Source organism: Kitasatospora sp. NPDC093558 (assembly GCF_040683475.1).
Taxonomy (GTDB): Bacteria; Actinomycetota; Actinomycetes; order Streptomycetales; family Streptomycetaceae; genus Kitasatospora.
Genome location: NZ_JBFBDY010000030.1, coordinates 1 through 22000 on the forward strand (window position 1 = coordinate 1; position 22000 = coordinate 22000).

A 22000-nucleotide genomic window follows, 5' to 3' on the forward strand; every position below is an offset into this window, starting at 1 on the left:
GGGGGCCGCCGCCCCGGGTTGGGTCCTGCTGTGGGCACGGCTTTGCCACCTGGTCACCGGGATGCGGGCGCGCGCCTGACACCGGGTCGACCCCCCGCGCCACGGCCCCCGTGGCGCGGGCGGACCGGCTCCTGGGAAGGTAGGTCCAGGACCGCGTGACCGCGTGGGCCACTGGGCGGCCGGGAGGACGACGACGGTGGAGGAGCAGCGGGCCGGGAGCCGGGTCAGCCGGCCGGAGATCCGGCTGGTGCGGCGCGGGTTCACCGATCCCGCGCGGGCGGTCCGACTGCTGACGGGGCCCGGCCTGGAGGGCCTGGCCGACGACCCGGTCCTGCTGGACGCGCTCGGGGCCACCGCCGACCCCGACCTCGCCCTGCTGGGCCTCGCCCGGCTGCTGGAGGCCGCCGACGGGGCCGACCGGCACACCCTGCGCGACACCCTGACCACCTCCAAGCCGCTGCGCGACCGACTGCTCGGCGTCCTCGGCGCCTCCACCGCGCTCGGCGACCACCTCGCCCGGCACCCGCACGACTGGCACGCCCTGGTCACCTTCGAGCTGCGCGACATGCACCCGGGGCCCGAGGACTTCCGGCGGGCCCTCGCCGAGGGCGTCCGGACGGACGGGGGCCGCGGCCCGGCCGACGCGCTGCGCGTCGCCTACCGCCGGTGCCTGCTCGCGATCGCCGCCCGGGACCTCTCCGGCACCACCGACCTCGCCCAGACGGCGGCCGAGCTCGCCGACCTCGCCGGCGCCACCCTGCAGACCGCCCTCGACCTCGCCGCCGAGCAGGACCCGCAGGCCGCCGCGGCCTGCCGGCTCGCCGTGATCGGCATGGGCAAGTGCGGCGGGCGCGAGCTCAACTACGTCTCCGACGTGGACGTCATCTTCGTCGCCGAGCCGCGTGAGGGCGTCGGCGAGCACGAGGCCGTCAAGGCCGCCACCCGGCTCGCCGCCGCGCTCACCCGGCTCTGCTCGGACACCACCGGCGAGGGCACCATCTGGCCGGTGGACGCCAACCTCCGCCCCGAGGGCCGCAACGGGCCGCTGGTGCGCACCCTGGCCAGCCACGTCGCGTACTACCAGCGCTGGGCCAAGACCTGGGAGTTCCAGGCGCTCCTCAAGGCCCGCCCGGTGGCCGGCGACACCGAGCTCGGCGCCGCGTACGTGGACGCGCTGGCCCCGATGGTCTGGCAGGCCGCCACCCGGGAGAACTTCGTCGCCGACGTGCAGCAGATGCGCCGCCGGGTGGTCGACTCCATCCCCGCGACCGAGGTCGAGCGCCAGCTCAAGCTCGGCCCCGGCGGGCTGCGCGACATCGAGTTCTCCGTCCAGCTGCTCCAGCTCGTGCACGGCCGCACCGACCCGGCGCTGCGCAGCGGCAACACCCTGGAGGCGCTGGCCGCGCTCTCCCGCGGCGGGTACGTCGGCCGGGCCGACGCCGCCTCGCTGGACACCGCCTACCGCTTCCTGCGCTCGCTGGAGCACCGCATCCAGCTGCACCGGCTGCGCCGCACCCACCTCATGCCGACCGGCGAGGAGGACCTGCGCCGGCTGGCCCGCTCGCTCGCCGGGCTGATCAACGGCGACACCAGGACCGACCCGGTCGCCGCGCTGCAGCGCGAGTGGAAGCGGCACGCCGTCGAGGTCCGGCGGCTGCACGAGAAGCTGTTCTACCGGCCGCTGCTCGACGCCGTCGCCGAACTGCCGCCCGGCGCGGCCGGCTTGAGCCCGGACGCGGCCCGGGCCCGGCTGGAGGCGCTCGGCTACGCGGACCCGGCCGCCGCGCTGCGCCACCTCACCGCGCTCGCCTCCGGAGTCAGCCGCAAGGCGGCGATCCAGCGCACGCTGCTGCCGGTGATGCTCGGCTGGTTCGCCGACTCGGCCGACCCGGACGCCGGGCTGCTCAACTTCCGCCAGGTCTCCGACGCGCTCGGCCGCACCCCCTGGTACCTGCGCCTGCTGCGCGACGAGAGCGCCGCCGCCGAGCACCTGGCCCGGGTGCTGTCGGCCGGGCGGCTCGCGCCCGACCTGCTGCTGCGCGCGCCCGAGGCGGTGGCCATGCTGGGCGACCCGCAGGGCCTGGAACCGCGCCGCCGGGCCGCCCTGGAGCAGGAGATACTGGCCGCCGTCGGCCGGGCCGGGACGACCGCCGCGGCCGTCGCCGCCGCCCGTTCGGTGCGCCGCCGGGAGCTGTTCCGCACGGCCGCCGCGGACGTCCTCGGGCGCCTCGGCGACGACCCCGCCGAGGCCCTGGACACCGCGGGGGAGGCGCTGACCGCGCTCAACGCCGCCACCCTCCAGGGCGCGCTGCGGGCCTGCATCACCGGCTGGGAGGCCGAGCACGGGGACCTGCCCACCCGGATCGCCGTCATCGCGATGGGCCGCTTCGGCGGCCACGAGCTCGGCTACGGCTCGGACGCCGACGTGCTCCTCGTCCACGAGCCGCTGCTCGGCTCGCTGGACCAGGACGCCGCCAGGGCCGCCCAGGCGGTCTGCAACGAGCTGCGCACGCTGCTCGGCGCGCCGTCCACCGAGCCCCCGCTGCTGGTCGACGCCGACCTGCGGCCCGAGGGGCGCAGCGGCCCGCTGGTGCGCACCCTCGCCTCGTACGCCGCGTACTACCGCCGGTGGTCGCACGCGTGGGAGAGCCAGGCGCTGCTGCGGGCCGAGCCGGTGGCCGGGGACGAGGAGCTCGGCGCGCGCTTCCGGCAGCTGATCGACCCGCTGCGGTTCCCGGGCAGCGGGGTGCCGGAGCGGGACCTGCTGGAGATCCGCCGGATCAAGGCCCGGATCGAGGCCGAGCGGCTGCCGCGCGGCGCCGACCCGACCACGCACACCAAGATCGGGCGGGGCGGGCTGGCGGACGTCGAGTGGACCGTCCAGCTGCTCCAGCTCCGGCACGGGCACGAGCTGCCCGAGCTGCGTACCACCCGGACGCGCGCGGCGCTGGCCGCCGCGGCCGGGGCCGGGCTGATCGGCGAGGAGGACGCGGCGGTGCTGGACGCGGCCTGGGTGCTGGCCTCCCGGGTGCGGGCGGCGGTGATGCTGGTGCGCGGCCGGCCGGGGGACAGCTTCCCCGGGGAGGCCAGGGAGCTGGCGGGGGTGGCGCGCTACCTCGGGTACGGCGCCGGGCACAGCGGTGAGCTGGTGGACGACTACCGGCGGACGACCCGGCGGGCCCGGGCGGTCGTCGAGCGGCTGTTCTACGGGTGAACGCGGAAGGGGCCCCTCGCGGGGCCCCTCTCGGATCTTCGGCGCTCAGCGGCGGCCGGTGCTGACGGCCGGCTCGCTCCACTGCTCGGGGACGGTGATCGGCTCCTCCACCGTCTCCCTGGCGGGCACCTGCGGCAGCTTGTAGACCCACTCGTGGTAGATCCAGCGGGCGCTGAGGAAGCCCACGGCCAGGCAGAGCTCGCCGCCGACGGCGTCCATCCAGAAGTGGTTGGCGGTGGAGACGATGACCACCAGGGTGGCCGCCGGGTACAGCAGGCCGAGCACCCGGACCCACGTCCGGCGGGCCAGGAAGAAGATCGCCAGGCCGCACCACATCGACCAGCCGATGTGCATCGAGGGCATGGCCGCGTACTGGTTGGAGACGTGCGCGGCGGGGCCCGAGGCCATCGAGCCCCAGGTGCCGTGGGTCTTCACGGTGTCGATGAAGCCGCCGTCGGTCATCAGCCGGGGCGGGGCCAGCGGGAAGAAGTAGAAGCCGACCAGGGCGATCGCGGTGGTGACGAACAGCACCGTGCGGGCGGCCACGTAGCGGCCGGGGTGCCGGCGGTAGAGCCACACCAGCACGCCGATCGTGATCACGAAGTGCAGGGTCGCGTAGTAGTAGTTCATCCCCGTGATGAGCCACCCGACGCCGTCCACGGCGTGGTTGACCGAGCGCTCGACGGCGATGCCGAGGTTCTGCTCCAGGTGCCAGATCCAGCTCGCGTGCTTCTGGGCTATCGACGCCTGCTCCGGGACGGCGTTCCGGACGATCGAGTAGATCCAGTAGCTGATGCCGATCAGGGAGAGCTCGAACCAGATCCGCGGCCGGGCCGGGGAGCGGCGCTGGTCGCGGACGCGGTCGCGCAGGGCCTCGGTGCGGGTCCGGGGGGCACGGGCCGATCCGTCCGGGCTGCCGGGCGGGGTCGGGCGTGCTCCGGAACCACCACCGTGCGCCTGGTCGGCGCGCCGCGCGCCGGCTTGCTGGATCTCGGTCGGTTCCCCCATGGACGAGAAGTCTGCCAGACGTCCCGTAGCCGTCTGCTCATCCTGTGGAAGTGGATTCTTCACCGGCTGTCCCCCTTGAGGGTTAGGGGGCGGCTCCCACCGGGGTAGGGGGTGAGGTCGGGTCTGGTGCTTACCGGTGGGACGGGCATACGTCCCATTGTCACGCCGACCGGTGTGGGGCGCGTAATCGGGGTGCCCGGAGCGCCCGCGCCCCCGTCGCGCCGCTGGAGTTTCCTGCCACGAAACGGTTTCTGCATCTTGCTGAAACATATTGCAGGCCGCTAGCTTCCAGGGAACTCGACCGCCCCTTCCCCTAAGGGAGCCCTCAGTGGCCGATACGCCGCTCAGCCCCCGGCGGAGCGCCCCTCGACGCAGACCCGGCCGCACGGCCGTCCTGCTGGCCTCCGCACTGACCGCCGCCACCCTCGGCGGAGCCCCCGCGGCCCTCGCCGCCGCCCCGCCCGCCCCGCCGTCGGACGCCGCGCTCGCGGCCACCGCCGGGCGGCACGACCTCAGCCGCGAGCAGTTCTACTTCGTCCTGCCCGACCGCTTCGCCAACGGCGACCGCTCCAACGACACCGGTGGCATCACCGGCGGGCGGCTGGACAACGGCTTCGACCCCGCCGACAAGGGCTTCTACCACGGCGGCGACCTGGCCGGCCTGATCCAGCAGCTCGACTACATCCAGAACCTCGGCACCACGGCGATCTGGATGGCGCCGATCTTCAAGAACAAGCCCGTCCAGGGCACCGGCGCCGACGCCTCGGCCGGCTACCACGGCTACTGGATCACCGACTTCACCCAGGTCGACCCCCACTTCGGCACCAACGACCAGCTGAAGGACCTGATAGCCAAGGCGCACGCCCGCGGCATCAAGGTCTTCTTCGACGTCATCACCAACCACACCGCCGACGTCATCGACTACGCGGAGCAGCAGCACACCTACCGCTCGACCGGCGCGTACCCGACGCTCGACGCGGACGGCAACCCGGTCGACGAGACGGCGATCGCAGACTCCGGCGCCCCCTGGCCCCGGATCACCAAGGACTCGTTCCCCTACACCCCGGTCTTCCGCACCCCGGCCGACGCGACCGCCAAGTCGCCGTCCTGGCTGAACGACCCCGCGCTCTACCACAACCGCGGCGACTCGACCTTCGTCGGCGAGTCCGCCACCGAGGGCGACTTCAGCGGGCTCGACGACCTCGACACCCAGAACCCCCGCGTGGTGAAGGGCTTCGAGAAGGTCTACGAGCAGTGGGTGAAGGACGCCGGGGTGGACGGCTTCCGGATCGACACCGTCAAGCACGTCAACATGGCCTTCTGGCAGCAGTGGGCGCCCGCGCTCAAGGACTTCGCCGCCAAGCAGGGCAACAAGAAGTTCTTCATGTTCGGCGAGGTCTACTCCGGCGACCCGGCGGTCACCTCGCCGTACGTCACCAAGGGCAAGCTCCAGGCCACGCTCGACTTCCCGTTCCAGGGCGCCGCGCGCTCGTACGTCTCGCAGGGCGGCTCGGCGAAGAACCTCGCCGACGTGTACGCCCAGGACTACCGCTACACCAGCGCCGACACCGACGCGTACGAGCTGCCGACCTTCCTCGGCAACCACGACATGGGCCGCTTCGGCTCCTTCCTGGTCGCCGACAACCCGGGTGCCGACGACGCCACCCTGCTGCAGAAGGACCGCCTCGGCAACGAGCTGCAGTTCCTCACCCGCGGGCAGCCCGTCGTCTACTACGGCGACGAACAGGGCTTCACCGGCGCGGGCGGCGACAAGGACGCCCGGCAGGACATGTTCGCCTCGCGGACGGCCTCCTACAACGCCGACCGCGTGCTCGGCGGCCCCTCGGGACCGGCCGACCGGTACGGGCAGGGCGGCGAGCTCTACCAGGGCATCGCGGGCCTCGCGAAGCTGCGCCGCGACAACCCGGCGCTCGCCGACGGCGCCCAGATCGAGCGGTACGCCGCCGACGGCGCGGGCGTGTACGCGTTCTCCCGGATCGACGCCGGGCAGCAGGTCGAGTACCTGGTGGCGGTCAACAACGCCACCGAGGCGAAGACCGTCACCCTCGACACGTTCTCGGCCGGGATGGGCTTCGACCGGATCCACCCGGCGGCGTCCTCGGGCGAACGGCTCACCAGCGGCGCCGACCGCAAGGTGACCGTGACCGTGCCGCCGCTGTCGTCCGTCGTCTACAAGGCGGGTGCCAAGCTCGCCCCGGTCGCCGCCGCGCCGCAGCTCTCGGTGCAGCCGCCCGCGGACGGCTCGACCGGGCTCGTGACGATCGGGGCGAAAGCGGACGGCGGCTTCGACCGCGTGACGTTCGCCGCGCAGGTCGGCAACGGGCCCTGGCAGACGCTCGGCACCGCCGACACCGGGAAGTACTCGGTGACCCAGGACCTCGGCGCCGCGGCGCCCGGCACGGTGGTGCGGTACAAGGCCGTCGTGCAGGACTCCAGCGGCCACCTGCGCTCCGCCACCGCGAGCTTCACCACCGGCACCCCCGCGCCCAAGCCCGTCCCCACGGCCACCGCGCGCCCGTACGCCGTCGTGCACTACAACCGGCCGGACGGGAACTACGACGGCTGGAACCTCTACGCCTGGGGCGACCTCGCGGACGGCGAGTCCACCCAGTGGCCGGCCGGGCACGGCTTCACCGGCCGGGACGCGTACGGCGCCTTCGCGTACGTGCGGCTCAAGCCGGGCGCCTCGGACGTCGGGTTCATCGTCGAGAAGGACGGCGTCAAGGACGTCGACGCCGACCGGCACGTCGACGTCGGCAGCACCGGGGAGGTCTGGGTCAAGCAGGGCGATCCGACCGTGCGCACCACGAACCCCGGTCCGGCCGGCACCCCGCAGGCGAACACCGCCGTCATCCACTACAACCGGGCCGACGGCGCCTACGACGGCTGGGGCCTGCACGACTGGACCGGCGCCGCCACCCCGACCGACTGGGGCAAGCCGCTGATGCCGGCGCGCCGCGACGCCTTCGGCGCCGTCTTCGAGGTGCCGCTCGCCCCCGGGGCGACCAGCCTCAGCTACATCCTGCACAACGGCAACGACAAGGACCTGCCGGGCGACCAGTCGCTCGACTTCTCGGTCAACGGCCGGGAGGTCTGGATCCTCGGCGGACGCGAGGGCTACCTGCTGCCGCAGAACGCCGCCGCCTCCTCGCAGTTGGACCCCGGCACCGCCAAGGCGCAGTGGATCGACGCCAGGACCGTCGTCGTCCCCGCGAACTACGGCGCGGCCGACGCGGCGCTCGCCGGCGGCACCAGCGCGCAGCTCGTCTACGACCCCGCGGGCGGCATCCGCGCCGACAAGGGCGTGCTGACCAAGCCCGGCCGGTGGATCCGGCTCACTCCCGTCCAGGGCGGGCTGACCGACGCGCAGAAGGCCAAGTTCCCGCACCTGGCGGGTTATCGGGCCTTCACCGTGGACGCCCGGGACGCCGCGCGCGTGCCCGCGGCGCTGCGCAGCCAGCTCCTGTTCACCGAACACCTGTCGAGCGGCGCGGCGTTGGCCGCCACCGGCGTCCAAATCCCCGGTGTGCTGGACGACTTGTACGCCCGCCACACCGGCCGGGCCGACTTCGGGCCGGCGTACTACGACGGCAAGGTGGCGCTGTCGGTGTGGGCGCCGACCGCGCAGGACGTGTCCGTCCAGGTCTTCGACGGCGCGACCGGGGGCACCCCGAGGACGCTGCCGATGAAGCTGGACGACGAGACCGGTGTGTGGGAAGTCGTCCGCGACAAGGCCGAGTTGGACGGCAAGTACTACCTGTACCAGGTGAAGGTCTGGGCGCCCTCCGTGCAGCAGACCGTCGTCAACACCGTCACCGACCCGTACTCGGTCGCGCTGTCCGCCGACTCCAGGCGCAGCCTGGTGGCCGACCTCGACGCCAAGGAGCTCAAGCCCAAGGGCTGGGAGGAGCAGAACGTCCCGGCGGCCGTCCCGCCGGCGAAGCAGCGGATCCAGGAGCTGCACGTCCGCGACTTCTCCGTCGAGGACACCACCGTCCCGGCCGCCGAGCGCGGCACCTACCTGGCGTTCACCGAGCCGAACTCGGCCGGGATGCAGCACCTCCGGGACCTCGCCAAGGCCGGCGTGACCACCGTCCACCTGCTGCCGACCTTCGACATCGCGTCCATCCCGAAGGACAGGGCCGGCCAGAAGCTCCCGCCCTGCGACCTCAAGTCCCTTCCGCCGGACAGTCCGAAGCAGCAGGAGTGCGTGGCGGCCGTCGCCGCGGACGACGCGTACAACTGGGGCTACGACCCGCTGCACTACAACGTGCCGGAGGGCACGTACGCGACGGACTCGACCGGGACGGCCCGGACGGTCCAGTTCCGGCAGATGGTGCAGGCGATGCACGAGGCCGGGCTGCGCGTCGTGCTGGACGTCGTCTTCAACCACACCGCCGCCAGTGGCCAGGCCGAGAACTCGGTGCTGGACAAGGTGGTGCCCGGCTACTACCAGCGGCTGGACGCCAACGGCAAGGTGACGACGGACAGTTGCTGCTCCGACACCGCGCCCGAGCACGCCATGATGAACCGGCTCGTCGTCGACTCGGTGACGCTGTGGGCGCGCGAGTACCGCGTCGACGGCTTCCGCTTCGACCTGATGGGCCTCGACCCGAAGTCCACCATGCTCGACGTGCAGGCGGCGCTGGGGAGGATGACGCCGGACTCGGACGGCGTCGACGGCAAGAACGTCTTCCTCTACGGCGAGGGCTGGAACTTCGGCACCGTCGCGAACGACTCCCGGTTCGTCCAGGCCACCCAGGCCAACATGGCGGGCACCGGCATCGCGACCTTCGACGACCGGCTGCGCGACGCCGCCCGCGGCGGCAACTTCATGCTCGGCTCCGCGCCGCAGCAGGGCTTCGCCTCCGGCCTGTACACCGACCCGAACGGCTCGTCCGCCAACGGCACCCCCGACCAGCAGAAGGCGCGCCTCCTGCACGAGATGGACCAGCTGAAGGTCGGGCTGACCGGCAACCTGGCCGGGTACGCGTTCACCGACAGCTCCGGCAGGGCCGTCACCGGCGCCCAGGTCGACTACAACGGCGCCCCGACCGGGTACGCGAGCAGGCCGGGCGAGGCGGTGGAGTACGTGGACGCCCACGACAACACCGACCTGTTCGACGCCCTCGCCTACAAGCTGCCCACCGGCACCGCCCCCGCCGACCGGGCCCGGATGCAGGCCCTCGGGCTCTCGCTCACCGCGCTCACCCAGGGTGCGGGCTTCGCCCAGGCGGGCAGCGACCTGCTGCGCTCGAAGTCGCTCGACTCCAACTCCTACAACTCGGGCGACTGGTTCAACGCGATCCATTGGAGCCCTGCGGACGGCAACGGCTGGGGCCGCGGCCTGCCGATGGCGGCCGACAACAAGGAGCTCTGGCCGACTGCCCAATCGCTCCTGGCCAACCCGAAGTTGACCGTCGGCGCGGACGACATCCGGGCGACCACGGCGCAATTCCAGGACTTCCTGCGGATCAAGCAGTCCTCGCCGCTGTTCTCCCTGCCGACCCTCGCCGACGTCCAGCAGCGGTTGTCCTACCCGCTCTCCGGCACCGCCGGCGAGATGCCCGGGGTGATCACCCTGCACCTGGACGGCACCGGCCTGGCCGGCGCGGCGAAGGGGATCACCGTGGTGTTCAACGCCACGCCCACGGCGCAGAGCCAGACGGTGGCCGCGCTGAAGGGGACGGCCCAGGCGCTCCACCCCGTCCAGGCGGGCGGTGCGGACCCGGTGGTCAAGCAGTCCGGCTTCGACGCCGCGACCGGCACGTTCACCGTGCCCGGCCGCACCGTGGCGGTGTACGTCCAGGGCTGACTTCCGTCCGACTCCCGTCCGACTCCCGGGCCCGGTACCGCCGTTGTGGTGGTGCCGGGCCCGGGTTCGTTCCCGGGGGCGCTCGACATGGCCGGAACCGGCCCGTGGCACGGCCGGAATGGTGACGTGCCGGGCCCCGCGGACGCTGCGGCCCGGCCGGGCGGACCGGCGGCGGCCTGAGTGCTGGTCAGTGCCGGTGCGGAGGAGTCGAACCGCCGGGTGCTCATGAAAACCGTTGTGGTAAGTGTCTTGACCTGTAACGCAGTTGAAGCAGTCGGCGACGGCCCGGTGCGGACTCGAATCGGCCAAACCGTGGCATGCATCTGTCATCAATGGCTCGTTTGCTGTCACGATTCCCCCTGCCGCCGACGAGGGCCCCCCAACTCTCCCTCCCGGCGGCGGAGTTCCCCGTGCGCACCTTGGCACGCGCTGCACCCCCTGCACTCCTCTGCACCTGACTCTGTGAGCACCGCTGCACCCCTGGCGCACACCGCCGCCGGGGGCCCCCACTGCGCCGCAACCCCGCGGCCCAGGTCGCCCTCCACCGTGCGCACACCCGCGCCGGTCGGTAAAGGAGTCCGCATGTCCCGCTACGCCCACGCCCGGAAGGCGGCGGTCGTCATGGCCGCCACCACCGCGCTGCTGGTGACCGGCATCCCGGTCATCGCCCAGGCGGCCGCCCCCGACGCGCCGTCCGTCGTCGCCCAGCAGCTCTCCGCCCGTGCGCAGCTCATCTCCGCCGCCAACCAGCAGGCCGCGAGCCTCGCCCAGAGCATCGGGCTGAGCGACCAGGAGAAGCTGGTCACCAAGGACGTCGTCCAGGACGCGAACGGCGACCGCCACCTGCGGTACGAGCGCACCTACGCCGGACTCCCCGTCCTCGGCGGCGACCTGGTCGTCCACCAGACCGGCGCCGGCGCCACGAAGGGCGTGACCAAGGCCAGCGACGCCGTCCTGGCGGGCCTGGACACCACCCCCGCGCTCGCCGCGCCGAAGGCCCAGGAGAGCGCGCTGGCCGCCGAGTCGGGCGCCGCGCTGGAGGCCGCGCCGCGCCTGGTGGTCTTCGCCGCCAAGGGCACCCCGACGCTCGCGTACGAGACCGTCGTCACCGGCAAGGGCGACGACGGCACCCCGAGCCGCCTGCACGTCGTCACCGACGCGGCGACCGGCGAGGTCCTCGCCAAGAACGAGACCATCGAGACCGGCAGCGGCACCGGCGTCTACGTCGGCAACGTGCCGCTCACCACCACCCAGAGCGGCGGCCAGTACCAGCTCAAGGACGGCACCCGCGGCGGCCAGTACACGACCAACATGAGCAACGGCACGTCCGGCAACGGCACGCTGTACGCCAAGTCCTCCGACACCTGGGGCGACGGCACCGCCTCGAACTCCGAGTCCGCCGCCGTGGACGCCCAGTACGGCGCCGCCGCCACCTGGGACTTCTACAAGAGCGCCTTCAACCGTAGCGGCATCCGCAACGACGGTGTCGGCGCGTACAGCCGCGTCCACTACGACAGCAACTACGTGAACGCGTTCTGGGACGACTCCTGCTTCTGCATGACCTACGGGGACGGCTCCGGCAACACCCACCCGCTCACCGCGCTCGACGTGGCCGGCCACGAGATGACGCACGGCGTCACCGCCGCGACCGCCGCGCTCAACTACTCCGGTGAGTCCGGCGGCCTCAACGAGGCCACCTCCGACATCATGGGCAAGATGGTCGAGTGGAACGCCAACCTGCCCTCCACGCCGCCGAACTACTTCATCGGCATCCAGCTCAACATCAACGGCAACGGCACGCCGCTGCGCTACATGGACAAGCCCTCCAAGGACGGCAACTCGGCCGACTCCTGGTACTCGGGCGTCGGCAACCTGGACGTGCACTACTCGTCCGGTCCCGCCAACCACTTCTTCTACCTGCTGTCCGAGGGCAGCGGCGCGAAGAGCCTCAACGGGTTCAACTACGACAGCCCGACGGTCAACGGCATCACCGTCTCCGGCATCGGCCGGGACAAGGCCAAGCAGATCTGGTACAAGGCGCTCACCGCCTACATGACCTCGACCACCGACTACGCCGCCGCCCGCACGGCGACGATCAGCGCGGCCACCGACCTCTACGGCGCGAACAGCAACGAGGTCTACCAGGTGGGCGTCGCGTGGGCGGCCATCAACGTCGGCCAGGTGCCGCCGAACCCGGGCGGCGTCAGCGTCGCGAACCCGGGCAGCCAGTCCACCGCGCTGAACGGCTCGGTGAACCTGCAGATCCAGGCCTCGGGCGGCACCGCGCCGCTGTCGTACTCCGCCACCGGCCTGCCCACCGGCCTGTCGATCAACTCCTCGACCGGCCTGATCTCCGGCACGGCCTCCGCGGCGGGCAACTACAGCCCGACCGTCACGGTCACCGACGCCGGCGGCAAGACCGCGACGGCCAGCTTCGCCTGGACCGTCTCGGGCCCCGGCGGCGGCTGCACGCCGGCGCAGTTGCTCGGCAACCCGGGCTTCGAGACGGGTTCGGCGGCGCCGTGGACGGCGACGAGCGGTGTGATCGACAACAGCTCCTCGCAGCCGGCGCACAGTGGCAGCTGGAAGGCGTGGCTGGACGGCTACGGCACCACCCACACCGACACGCTGTCGCAGACGGTGACGATCCCGGCGGGCTGCAAGGCGACGCTGAGCTTCTGGCTGCACATCGACACCGCGGAGACGGGTACGACGCCGTACGACAAGCTGACGGTGGCGGTCAACGGGACCACGCTGAAGACCTACAGCAACGTGGACGCGGCGGCCGGCTACCAGCAGCGGACCTTCGACCTGTCGGCGTACGCGGGCAAGAGCGTCACGCTGAAGTTCACCGGCACCGAGGACGCCTCGAACCAGACGAGCTTCGTGATCGACGACACCGCCATCCAGACCGGCTGACCTCGGGTCGGTAGGCGGGGCCCGACAGCCATCCGGCTGCCGGGCCCTCGTCGTTCTCGGCGGTGTGCGGCTACTGATGCGGAAACGTTTCGTCCCTTGCCTTGACGGTGTCTCCCGGCGGCTCTAAGTTCGCTGCAAGTTTCCGGCAAGTTACAGAAACTTCCTGCACCCCGGCTGCCCCACCCCAGCCGCCCCCCTTGGAGACGACGTGGTCACCACCGCCCCCACCCTCCCCCGGCCTTCGGCCGGGGGGACCCCCAGGCCTGCCCGCGCGGCCGGAGCGCTCGCCGCTTCGGCCGTGCTCGCGCTCTCGTTCACCGCGGGCCTCGGCGCCCCCACCGCCCATGCCACCCCGCCCGCCAACGGCGGCAAGGACGTCACCGCGACCCTCTTCGAGTGGCGCTTCGACTCCGTCGCCCAGGCCTGCACCAGCACGCTCGGCCCGAAGGGCTACGGCTTCGTCGAGGTCTCGCCGCCCCAGGAGCACATCCAGGGCCCGCAGTGGTGGACCTCCTACCAGCCGGTCAGCTACCGGATCGCCGGGCGGCTCGGCGACCGGACCTCGTTCAAGAACATGGTCGACACCTGCCACGCGGCCGGCGTCAAGGTCATCGCCGACACCGTGATCAACCACATGACGGCCGGCTCGGGCACCGGCACCGGCGGCACCGTCTACACGAAGTACAACTACCCCGGCACCTACCAGGACCAGGACTTCCACACCTGCCGCCAGCCGGTCAGCAACTACCAGGACCGCACCAACGTGCAGGACTGCGAGCTGGTCAACCTCGCCGACCTGGACACCGGCAGCGCGTACGTCCAGCAGACCATCGCGCACTACATGGACGACCTGGCCTCGCTCGGCGTCGACGGCTACCGGATCGACGCCGCCAAGCACATCGCCGCCACCGACCTGGCCGCGATCAAGGCCAAGATGGCCAACCCCAACGCCTTCTGGGTGCAGGAGGTCATCTACGGCGCCGGCGAGCCGATCCAGCCGTCCGAGTACACCGGCAACGGCGACGTCGACGAGTTCCGCGTCGGCACCGACCTCAAGCGCATTTTCACCAGCGACAAGCTCGCCAACCTCAACGGCTGGGGCGCCTCCTGGGGCTACCTGCCGAGCGGCCAGGCGCGCAGCTTCATCGACAACTGGGACACCGAGCGCAACGGCTCGACCCTCAACTACACCTACGGCAACACCTACACGCTCGCCAACGTCTTCCTGCTCGCCTCGACGTACGGCGCGCCCAACGTCTACTCCGGCTACACCTTCAGCAGCAACGACGACGGCCCGCCCAACGGCGGCACCGTGAACGCCTGCTACCAGGACGGCTGGAACTGCACCCACGCCTGGCGGCAGGTCGCCAACATGGTCGGCTTCCGCAACGCGGTCGCGGGCACCGGGGTCACCGACTGGTGGTCCGACGGCAACAACGCGATCGCCTTCGGGCGCGGCAACCAGGGCTACGTCGCGATCAACCACGAGACCGGCGCGCTCACCCAGACCTTCCAGACCGGCCTGCCCGCCGGCACCTACTGCGACGTTCAGCACGGCGACCCGCAGCCGGGCGGCGGCTGCACCGGTCCGACGTACCAGGTCGGCGCGAACGGGCAGTTCACCGCGACGGTCGGCGCGGGCGACGCGGTCGCGCTGTACGTCCAGCCCGGGACGAACGTCTCCGGCGCCTCGTTCAACGTCAACGCGACGACCTCGTACGGCCAGAACATCTACGTCGTCGGCGACAACGCGGCGCTGGGCGGCTGGGACCCGGCCAAGGCGCTGCCGCTCTCGTCCTCCGGCTACCCGGTCTGGTCGCTGGCGCTGTCGCTGCCGGCCGGCACCGCCTTCCAGTACAAGTACGTCCGCAAGGACGCGAGCGGGGTGGTGACCTGGGAGTCCGGCGCGAACCGGACGGCAACGGTGCCCTCCTCGGGGACGGTCGCGCTGAACGACACCTGGCGGTCGTAGGCCGTAGCGGGTGCGGGGATCCCCGTCGGCCGCGTCAGCGCGGTGTGACGGGGATCCCTCCTGCGGGTGGCCCGGCCGGTTCGAACCGCCGGCCGGGTCAGCCGCGTCCGATGTACGGCATCGTGGTCGCCATCACCGTCGCGAACTGCACGTTCGCCTCCAGCGGCAGCGAGGCCATGTGCCGCACCGTGCGGGCCACGTCGGCCACGTCCATCGTCGGCTCCGGGGCGATCCGCCCGTCCGCCTGCCGCACCCCGGCGCTCATCGCCGCCGTCATGTCGGTGGCCGCGTTGCCGATGTCGATCTGCCCGCAGGCGATCCGGTACGGGCGGCCGTCCAGCGAGAGCGACTTGGTCAGGCCGGTCACGGCGTGCTTGGTCGCGGTGTAGGCGATCGAGTGCGGGCGCGGGACGTGCGCGGAGATCGAGCCGTTGTTGATGATCCGGCCGCCCTGCGGGTCCTGCGCCTTCATGGTCCGGAAGGCGGCCCGGGCGCAGAGGAAGGCGCCGGTCAGGTTGAGGTCGACCACCGCGCGCCAGGCGTCCACCTCCAGCTCGTCCACCGGGACGGCGGGGCCGAAACTGCCGGCGTTGTTGAACAGCAGGTCCACCCGGCCGAAGCGCTCGACGGCGGCCGCGAACAGCGCGTCCACCGCCGCCGCGTCGGTGACGTCGGTGGGCACCACGGCGGCCGGACCGCCGGCCAGCCCGGCGGTCTCCCGCAGCGGCTCGGCCCGGCGCCCGGCCAGGACCAGCCCCCAGCCGGCGGCGGCCAGCTCGACCGCGACGGCCCGGCCGACCCCGCTGCCCGCTCCGGTGACGACGGCGGTTCCGACGGTGACGGCAGCGATCTGCTGGGACATGGGGGGCTCCTCGTACTAGGGTCTCGGTCGATCGTCGCGGACCGCGGAGGCCGCCGTCACTGGTGGAAGGGCCCAAAGATCGCGCCGCCGGGCGGGCCGGGTGCTGTGGCCCTTGGGGCGGACGGATCGGGTGACGGGTTTTACCCGATCGCGAACAAACATTGGATTCCCGGTGGCCACCGCGCAACCGGCCCGCCCCGGCCCACGTCATAAGATCGCAGGACGGCCCGCTGCGGCGAGCCGCGAAATCCGGGGTCCGCGGCGAGCCGCCCCCCGGGCCTGTCCGGCCCCACCCGGGGGCCGCCGCCCGGCCAGCCGGCCCGGGTGCGTCATCGGTCGGAGAGTCCTCACCGTGCTTAGGCAGTCGTCCCGTTCCCGCGCCGTCCTGACCGGTGCCGCCGTGCTCACCCTGGCTGCCTCGCTCGCCGCCTGCGGGAGTTCGGGCGGCGGGAAGGGGGACAGCGCCGCGGCGGCGGGCACCCCGAGCGCGGCCGGCACGAGCACCGTCGCGGGCGACCCGGCCGCCGCCTCCGCCTCCGCCGCCCCCGCGCCCACCAGCGCGGCCCCGGCCGCGAACGGCAAGGTGCTGATGCCGACGAGCCAGCCCTCGATGACCAAGGTCCGCGACACCGCCGCCGGCCCGATCATGCTGACCAAGCTGACCGGCCCGAAGTCCGGCGTGACCGGCCAGGTGTGGGTCTGGCTGCCGCCCGAGTACAACGACCCCAAGTACGCCAAGACCGGCTTCCCGGTGCTGACCCTCTACGCGGGCGGCCAGAGCAACGGCTACAACACCTGGACCGACAACCAGCTGCCGATCCAGGAGGAGGACGAGCAGCTGGCCAAGGCCGGCAAGGCCCACCCGTTCATCATGATCATGCCGGTGCAGAACTTCAACAGCGACGAGAACAACGCGCTGGACTGCTCCGACATCCCGGGCCAGCCCAAGATGGCGACCTGGATGGCCCAGGACATCCCGGACTGGGTCCGGGCGAACTTCCGCACCCTGAAGGGCCGCGACAGCTGGGGCATCATGGGCGCCTCCACCGGCGGGTTCTGCAGCGCCAAGCTCTCGCTCCAGTACCCCGACGTGTACAAGGCCGCCGTCCCGATCGACGGCTACTTCATCCCCGACTCGCACCTGTGGAAGGGCCACGACGCCGAGCGGATGGCCAACAACCCCGACGTGCTCGTCACCCAGGGCAAGGCCGACGTGAAGATGCTGGTCACGGCCGGCGGCGCCAACGCGTACGAGAAGGGCGTCGTCAAGAGCTGGGTGGCCAAGGCCGCCCCGCCGGTCGCCATCGAGTACTACGAGCAGCCCGGCGGCAAGCACCTGACCTCGGACTTCAAGAAGATGATCCCGGACACACTGCAGTGGCTCACCAAGAACCTGGCGGGCCCGGCCTCCGACTGAGGCCGTCCGCGCGTACGCCGAACCGCCGGTGCCCGGGAAACACTCCCGGGCACCGGCGGTTCCGGGTTTCGCGGGACCAACGGCGCCGAGCGTCGCGTCCGGCCGGGGAAAGGCTGTGACCTGCGCGTCAATCGGACATTGATTCACCTCTGATCGACTGCACGCACAGTGAACGGGGCCGCCTTCCGGGGGCCGTGATCCGCACGACCCGCCGATTCGTGAAGAGAGTGCCATGCCGATCCACCTGCTGCCGCCGCCGCCCGCCACCGCGCCCGAGCGGGCCGAGGACGAGGAGCCCCGGGCGGTCCGTTTCGCCGGGCTGCGGCTGGTGCACGCCGCGCTGCGCCGGGACCTCGCCCGGCTGCCCAACGCCCTGCGGCTGCTGCAGCCCGGCGAGGACGCCAAGGGGGAGGCGCTGCTGCGGCACTGGGACTTCGTGACCGCGATGCTGACCTGCCACCATGAGCAGCAGGACACCCGGATCTGGCCGATCGTGCGCCGCTTCGCGCCCGAGCTGCGGCTGCTGCTCAACTGGCTGGAGGCGGACCACCACAACCTGGACCACTCGTTCACCCGGGTCACCACGCTGGTCCGGATCGCCAGCCGGGACACCGGCAGCGTCTGGCCGGTGGCGTACGCGATCGAGGACCTGGCGGCCCGGCTGGAGACGCACCTGCGGATCGAGGAGCGCCAGCTGCTGCCGCGGATGGCGGGCGTGTTCGCGGACGGCTCGCGGGTCGGCAGCCTGCCCGAGCTGCTGGACCTGCTGCGCTCGGCCGACGGCCCCGGCACGCCCGACGCCCTGGCCTGGCTGCTGGAGGGCGTGGAGCCGTCGCTCGTCGAGCGGCTGCTGGCCGAGTGCGACGACGACGTCGCCCGGTCCTGGCCGCACTGGCGGGCGACGTACGAGCGCTGCACCGCGCCGATGTGGGGGCCGACGGGCGACTGGGGGATGCTCCCGGAATGAGCCCCGGGCCTTTTCGCGGGCCGTCGATCTACGCGCGTGGCAAGGGCCATGGGCATATGCGGAACACAAGGGCACGCACCCCGTCGACAGTTCCGAACTGACGCGGGCGCAGGTCGGGCGGACCGCGCGGCTACCCGTCCGCGATGCGGAACTCCAGGTTGCCGAAGCGGACTTGGTCGCCGGGCCGGACCCGCACGGCGCCCGCGACGCGGTGCCCGTTCACGTGGGTGCCGTTGGTCGAGCCGAGGTCGTACAGCATCCAGCCGCCGTCCTCGTGCCGCAGTTCGGCGTGGTGGCGGGAGACCGAGGCGTCGTGCAGCCGCAGGCCGGAGCCGGGGATCCGGCCGATCGTCAACCGCCCTGCGCCGTACGGGAGGTTCAGTCCGGGCAGCCGCTCGGTGCGCCAGGCCCGGTTGATCCGCTCGCCGAAGCCGGAGATCCGGCCCACCGCCCGCAGCAGGAAGCGCTCCACCGGGTTCCCGGTGGGCAGGTCGGCCATCGCCGCGTCCAACTCGCCGCGGCTGGTGGCGTGCAGGACGACGTCCATCCGGCCGAGGAAGGTCTCGTGCGACAGCCGGCCGCTGCTCGCGCCGTCGCGCAGCACCCCGAGGGCCCGGTCCCGCTCGGCCTCGGACGGCCGGACGGCGTACGTCCGGATCTCAGGATGCGTCATGTCCCGATTGTCGGCTCGCCGTGCCCGGCTGTCCAGATTCCGTCCGACCGTCGCACGGTGTCCCCCGACATCCCCCCGGATCATGACACCGCGGGGCGGCCGGCGGTTCCGCGGCCGGTCAGGATTTCCTGGCGGCGGCCAGGATCTTCTCCGTGGTGTGCAGGAACCGGGAGGTCACCGCGCCCGCGTAGCCCTTGCCGAACAGCTCGTTGGTGACCCACTTGCCGTTCTTCAGGTGCACCACGACGTACGCGGCGCCGGCGTCCGCCCCGAGCACGTCGTGGTCGCCCTTCGGGGAGGTGTGCGGCACGGCGAGGTCCGCGGGCAGCGGCTCGGAGAGGAAGGCGATCACCAGCCGGACGTCGGGCGTCACCTCGACGCCCCGGAACGGCTCGGCGGCGAGCATCGCGGCCACCTCGTCGACCGTCCGCAGCAGCACCGGGACGGGGTAGCCGAGCGACTCCTCCAGGTGCCGCTCGATGCGCCGGGTGAGGGCGGCGCGGTCCGGCTCGTCCGTCGTGAAGAACACGTTGCCGGTCTGGATGTACGAGCGGACGCCGGCCAGCCCCAGCTCGGCGAAGAGCGCCCGCAGCCGCTCCATCTTCACGGTGCGGCCGCCGACGTTGATGGCCCGCAGGAATGCGATGTACGTGGTCGTGGTGGTCACCCGGCCAGTCTGGCACCCGGTACCGACAACGCCCGGGCGGACGGGGGTCGGACGGGGACGGGCCGGGACGGACGGGGGCGGGCCGGCAGCGAGCCGGGGCGGCTGTCGGTGCCCGGTGCCAGACTGGCGCCATGGCTACCTGGCAGGATTTCGAGCAGGAGGCCCCCGATCTCGCGCCCCTGGTGCGGGCCCGGTTCGAGGCCAACAAGCACCACGTCCTGGCGACGCTGCGCAAGGACGGGTCACCGCGGGTGAGCGGCACCGAGGTCGACTTCATCGGCGCCGACGCGATGCTCGGGTCGATGTACGGCTCGGTGAAGGCCCGCGACCTCCAGCGCGACGGCCGTTTCGCCCTGCATTCGCACCCGGGCGACGAGACCATGGCGGGCGGCGACTCCAAGCTGTCCGGCCGCGCGGTGGAGCTCACCGACGAGACCGAACTCGCCGCCTACGTCGCCGATCTGCCCGAGCCGCCGCCCGGCCCGTTCCACGCGTTCCGGCTCGACCTGGCGCAGGTGGTGCACACCGGCCTGGCCGACGGCCACCTGTGGGTCTTCAACTGGCACCCGGGCCGCCCGGTGGAGCGCGTCATGCTCCACTGACCGGCCCGGGGGCGGGCCCTACGGCAGGACGGACTTGACCGCCTCGGGGGTCCGGGCCACGACGGCGTGGCCGTCGTCCGCGGTGATGATCGGGCGCTGGATGAGGATCGGGTGCTCGGCCATCGCCGCGATCCAGCGCGCCCGGTCGCCCGGCTCCCTGGTCCACTGCTTCATCCCGAGGTCCTTGGCGACCTGCTCGTCGACGCGCGTGATGTCCCACGGCTCCAGGCCGAGCCGCTCCAGCACCGCTTCCAGCTCGGCCGCGGTCGGCGGGTCCTCCAGGTAGCGCCGCACGGTGTACTCGGCCTTGGCGGCCTCCAGTTCGTTGAGCGCCGACCGGCACTTGCCGCAGCGGGGGTTGATCCAGATCTCCATGCCGCCCAGCCTACCGAGCGCTGCCGCGGCCCCGGCGCGGGCGGACCGCCCGTACGGTCCCAGCCCCCGATCCCGCCCCCCCCGGTCCAGGCAGTGGGAACTCCCGGGTGCCCCCCGGTGGTTCACGAACCGGAAGCACTGGCCCGGGAGGGGAGCACCGGATGGACGGCGCGGCGATCGTCGAGCAACTGCTGACCAGCGAGGGGATGGCCGATCCGTACCCGCTGTACGCGCGGGCGCACGAACTGGGCGGTGCCGCCCCGGCCGGGCCCGGCTTCCTGCTGGCGCTCGGCCACGGCACCGCCGACCGCGTGCTGCGCACCCCCGGCTTCGGCGTCGCCACCCCCGACATGCAGGCCGGGGTGGCCCCGGAGTTCGCCGAGCACTCCGCGCTCGACCTGTTCGGCCGCTCGATCCTGGAGCGCGACGCGCCCGACCACGCCCGGGTCCGCTCGCTGATCGCCTCGGTGTTCACCGCCCGCCGGGTCGCCGCGCTGCGGCCCGCCGTCGAGGCGGCCGTCGCCGGGCTGCTCGACGAGGTGGCCGCGGCCGGCGCGGACGGCTCGCCGGTCGACTTCATGGACGCCTTCGCCCACCGGCTGCCGGTCGGCGTGATCTGCGAACTGCTCGGCGTGCCCGAGCGCGACCGCTACCGCTTCCGCGGCCTCGCCGCGGACCTAACCGTCGCCCTGGAGTTCGTCCAGGACGCGGACGACCTCGCCACCGCCGACGAGGCGGCCGACGAACTGGCCGGCTACTTCACCGCGCTGGTCGCCGAGCGCCTGCGCCACCCGCAGGACGACCTCGTCACCGACCTGGCCCGGATCGCCGCCGACGACCCCGGGCGGCTCTCCGGCCGAGAACTGCTGGCCAACCTGGTGCTGCTGCTCGTGGCCGGCTTCGAGACCACCACCAACCTGCTCGGCAACGGCCTCGCCCTGCTCTTCCGCCACCCCGAGGCGGCCGCCGCCCTGCGGGCCGGCACGCTCTCCCCGGCCGGCTTCACCGAGGAGGTGCTGCGCTACGACGCGCCGGTCCAGGTGACCTCGCGGATCGCGCTCACCGAGGGCCTCGCCGTCGACGACCTGCCCGCACCGCCCGGCAGCACGGTGCTCGTCATGATCGGCGCGGCCAACCACGATCCGGCCCGCTACGACCGCCCGGAGGTCTTCGACCCGGCCCGCACCGGCAGCCAGCCGCTCAGCTTCGGCGCCGGGCCGCACTTCTGCCTGGGCTCGCAGCTGGCCCGCCTGGAGTCCGAGATCGCGGTGGCGGCCCTGCTCGACCGCTTCCCGCGGCTCGCCCCGGGCGGCGTGCCCACCCGCCGCGAGCGCCTCGTCCTGCGCGGCTACGAGACGCTCCCGATCACCGTGCGCTGACCCCCCACCGGGGCCTGTCATCCTCCGTCGCCGGACCGGCACCGTACGCATCCGGGACGTTCGGCCGTTCGTGGCAGGCTCCGCCGTGGTGGAGCATGGAGGGACGAAC

13 protein-coding genes are annotated in these 22000 nt (G+C 72.8%); 8 read left to right on the forward strand and 5 right to left on the reverse strand.

Going from position 1 to position 22000, the window contains the following annotated elements; all coding sequences use genetic code 11:
* Nucleotides 1-196 precede the first annotated feature (196 nt).
* Complete coding sequence (locus tag AB0O00_RS05805; RefSeq protein ID WP_363648845.1) at nt 197-3214, forward strand: bifunctional [glutamine synthetase] adenylyltransferase/[glutamine synthetase]-adenylyl-L-tyrosine phosphorylase; 3018 nt, start codon at nt 197-199, stop codon at nt 3212-3214.
* A gap of 45 nt (nt 3215-3259) precedes the next feature.
* Here AB0O00_RS05805 and AB0O00_RS05810 read toward each other — a convergent pair whose 3' ends face one another.
* Nucleotides 3260-4222 carry a phosphatase PAP2 family protein gene (locus AB0O00_RS05810; protein WP_363648846.1) on the reverse strand — a complete coding sequence of 321 codons (963 nt, stop codon included), beginning with the start codon at nt 4220-4222 and terminating at the stop codon, nt 3260-3262.
* Between the two features lie 328 nt (nt 4223-4550).
* Between AB0O00_RS05810 and pulA the strand changes: the two genes are divergently transcribed.
* The 3 genes from pulA (at nt 4551) to AB0O00_RS05825 (ending at nt 14949) form a co-directional block, all read left to right on the forward strand.
* Entirely contained in the window at nt 4551-10058 is a 5508-nt protein-coding gene (gene pulA / locus AB0O00_RS05815; protein ID WP_363648847.1) for a pullulanase-type alpha-1,6-glucosidase, read from the forward strand.
* 582 nt (nt 10059-10640) lie between these two features.
* Nucleotides 10641-12977, forward strand: a complete 2337-nt coding sequence (locus AB0O00_RS05820; RefSeq protein WP_363648848.1) for a M4 family metallopeptidase — start codon at nt 10641-10643, stop codon at nt 12975-12977.
* A gap of 298 nt (nt 12978-13275) precedes the next feature.
* The gene (locus AB0O00_RS05825) at nt 13276-14949 is read left to right on the forward strand and encodes a carbohydrate-binding module family 20 domain-containing protein (protein WP_363648862.1); all 1674 of its coding nucleotides are present in this window, start codon (nt 13276-13278) and stop codon (nt 14947-14949) included.
* Nucleotides 14950-15046: 97 nt separating this feature from the next.
* On the opposite strand, the gene AB0O00_RS05830 is transcribed toward AB0O00_RS05825, so the two are convergent.
* Complete coding sequence (locus AB0O00_RS05830; RefSeq protein ID WP_363648849.1) at nt 15047-15811, reverse strand: SDR family oxidoreductase; 765 nt, start codon at nt 15809-15811, stop codon at nt 15047-15049.
* A gap of 352 nt (nt 15812-16163) precedes the next feature.
* Between AB0O00_RS05830 and AB0O00_RS05835 the strand changes: the two genes are divergently transcribed.
* Both AB0O00_RS05835 and AB0O00_RS05840 read left to right on the forward strand, forming a co-directional pair.
* Nucleotides 16164-17228, forward strand: coding sequence for an alpha/beta hydrolase-fold protein (locus AB0O00_RS05835; protein WP_363648850.1), 1065 nt, complete (start codon nt 16164-16166; stop codon nt 17226-17228).
* Between the two features lie 232 nt (nt 17229-17460).
* Nucleotides 17461-18195 carry a hemerythrin domain-containing protein gene (locus AB0O00_RS05840; protein ID WP_363648851.1) on the forward strand — a complete coding sequence of 245 codons (735 nt, stop codon included), beginning with the start codon at nt 17461-17463 and terminating at the stop codon, nt 18193-18195.
* A 130-nt stretch (nt 18196-18325) separates the two neighbouring features.
* On the opposite strand, the gene AB0O00_RS05845 is transcribed toward AB0O00_RS05840, so the two are convergent.
* Together AB0O00_RS05845 and AB0O00_RS05850 are read right to left on the reverse strand one after the other, a co-directional pair.
* Nucleotides 18326-18868, reverse strand: coding sequence for a DUF1707 and FHA domain-containing protein (locus AB0O00_RS05845; protein ID WP_363648852.1), 543 nt, complete (start codon nt 18866-18868; stop codon nt 18326-18328).
* A gap of 118 nt (nt 18869-18986) precedes the next feature.
* Complete coding sequence (locus tag AB0O00_RS05850; RefSeq protein ID WP_363648853.1) at nt 18987-19535, reverse strand: DUF1697 domain-containing protein; 549 nt, start codon at nt 19533-19535, stop codon at nt 18987-18989.
* Between the two features lie 131 nt (nt 19536-19666).
* On the opposite strand from AB0O00_RS05850, the gene AB0O00_RS05855 reads away from it, so the two are divergent.
* Nucleotides 19667-20137: a pyridoxamine 5'-phosphate oxidase family protein gene (locus AB0O00_RS05855; protein WP_363648854.1), complete on the forward strand. Its 471-nt coding sequence runs from the start codon at nt 19667-19669 to the stop codon at nt 20135-20137.
* A gap of 18 nt (nt 20138-20155) precedes the next feature.
* On the opposite strand, the gene AB0O00_RS05860 is transcribed toward AB0O00_RS05855, so the two are convergent.
* Nucleotides 20156-20512: an arsenate reductase family protein gene (locus tag AB0O00_RS05860; protein ID WP_363648855.1), complete on the reverse strand. Its 357-nt coding sequence runs from the start codon at nt 20510-20512 to the stop codon at nt 20156-20158.
* Between the two features lie 161 nt (nt 20513-20673).
* Here AB0O00_RS05860 and AB0O00_RS05865 point away from each other — a divergent pair, with 161 nt between their 5' ends.
* On the forward strand, nt 20674-21891 hold the full coding sequence (locus tag AB0O00_RS05865; RefSeq protein ID WP_363648856.1) for a cytochrome P450: 1218 nt from the start codon (nt 20674-20676) through the stop codon (nt 21889-21891).
* Nucleotides 21892-22000: the final 109 nt, after the last annotated feature.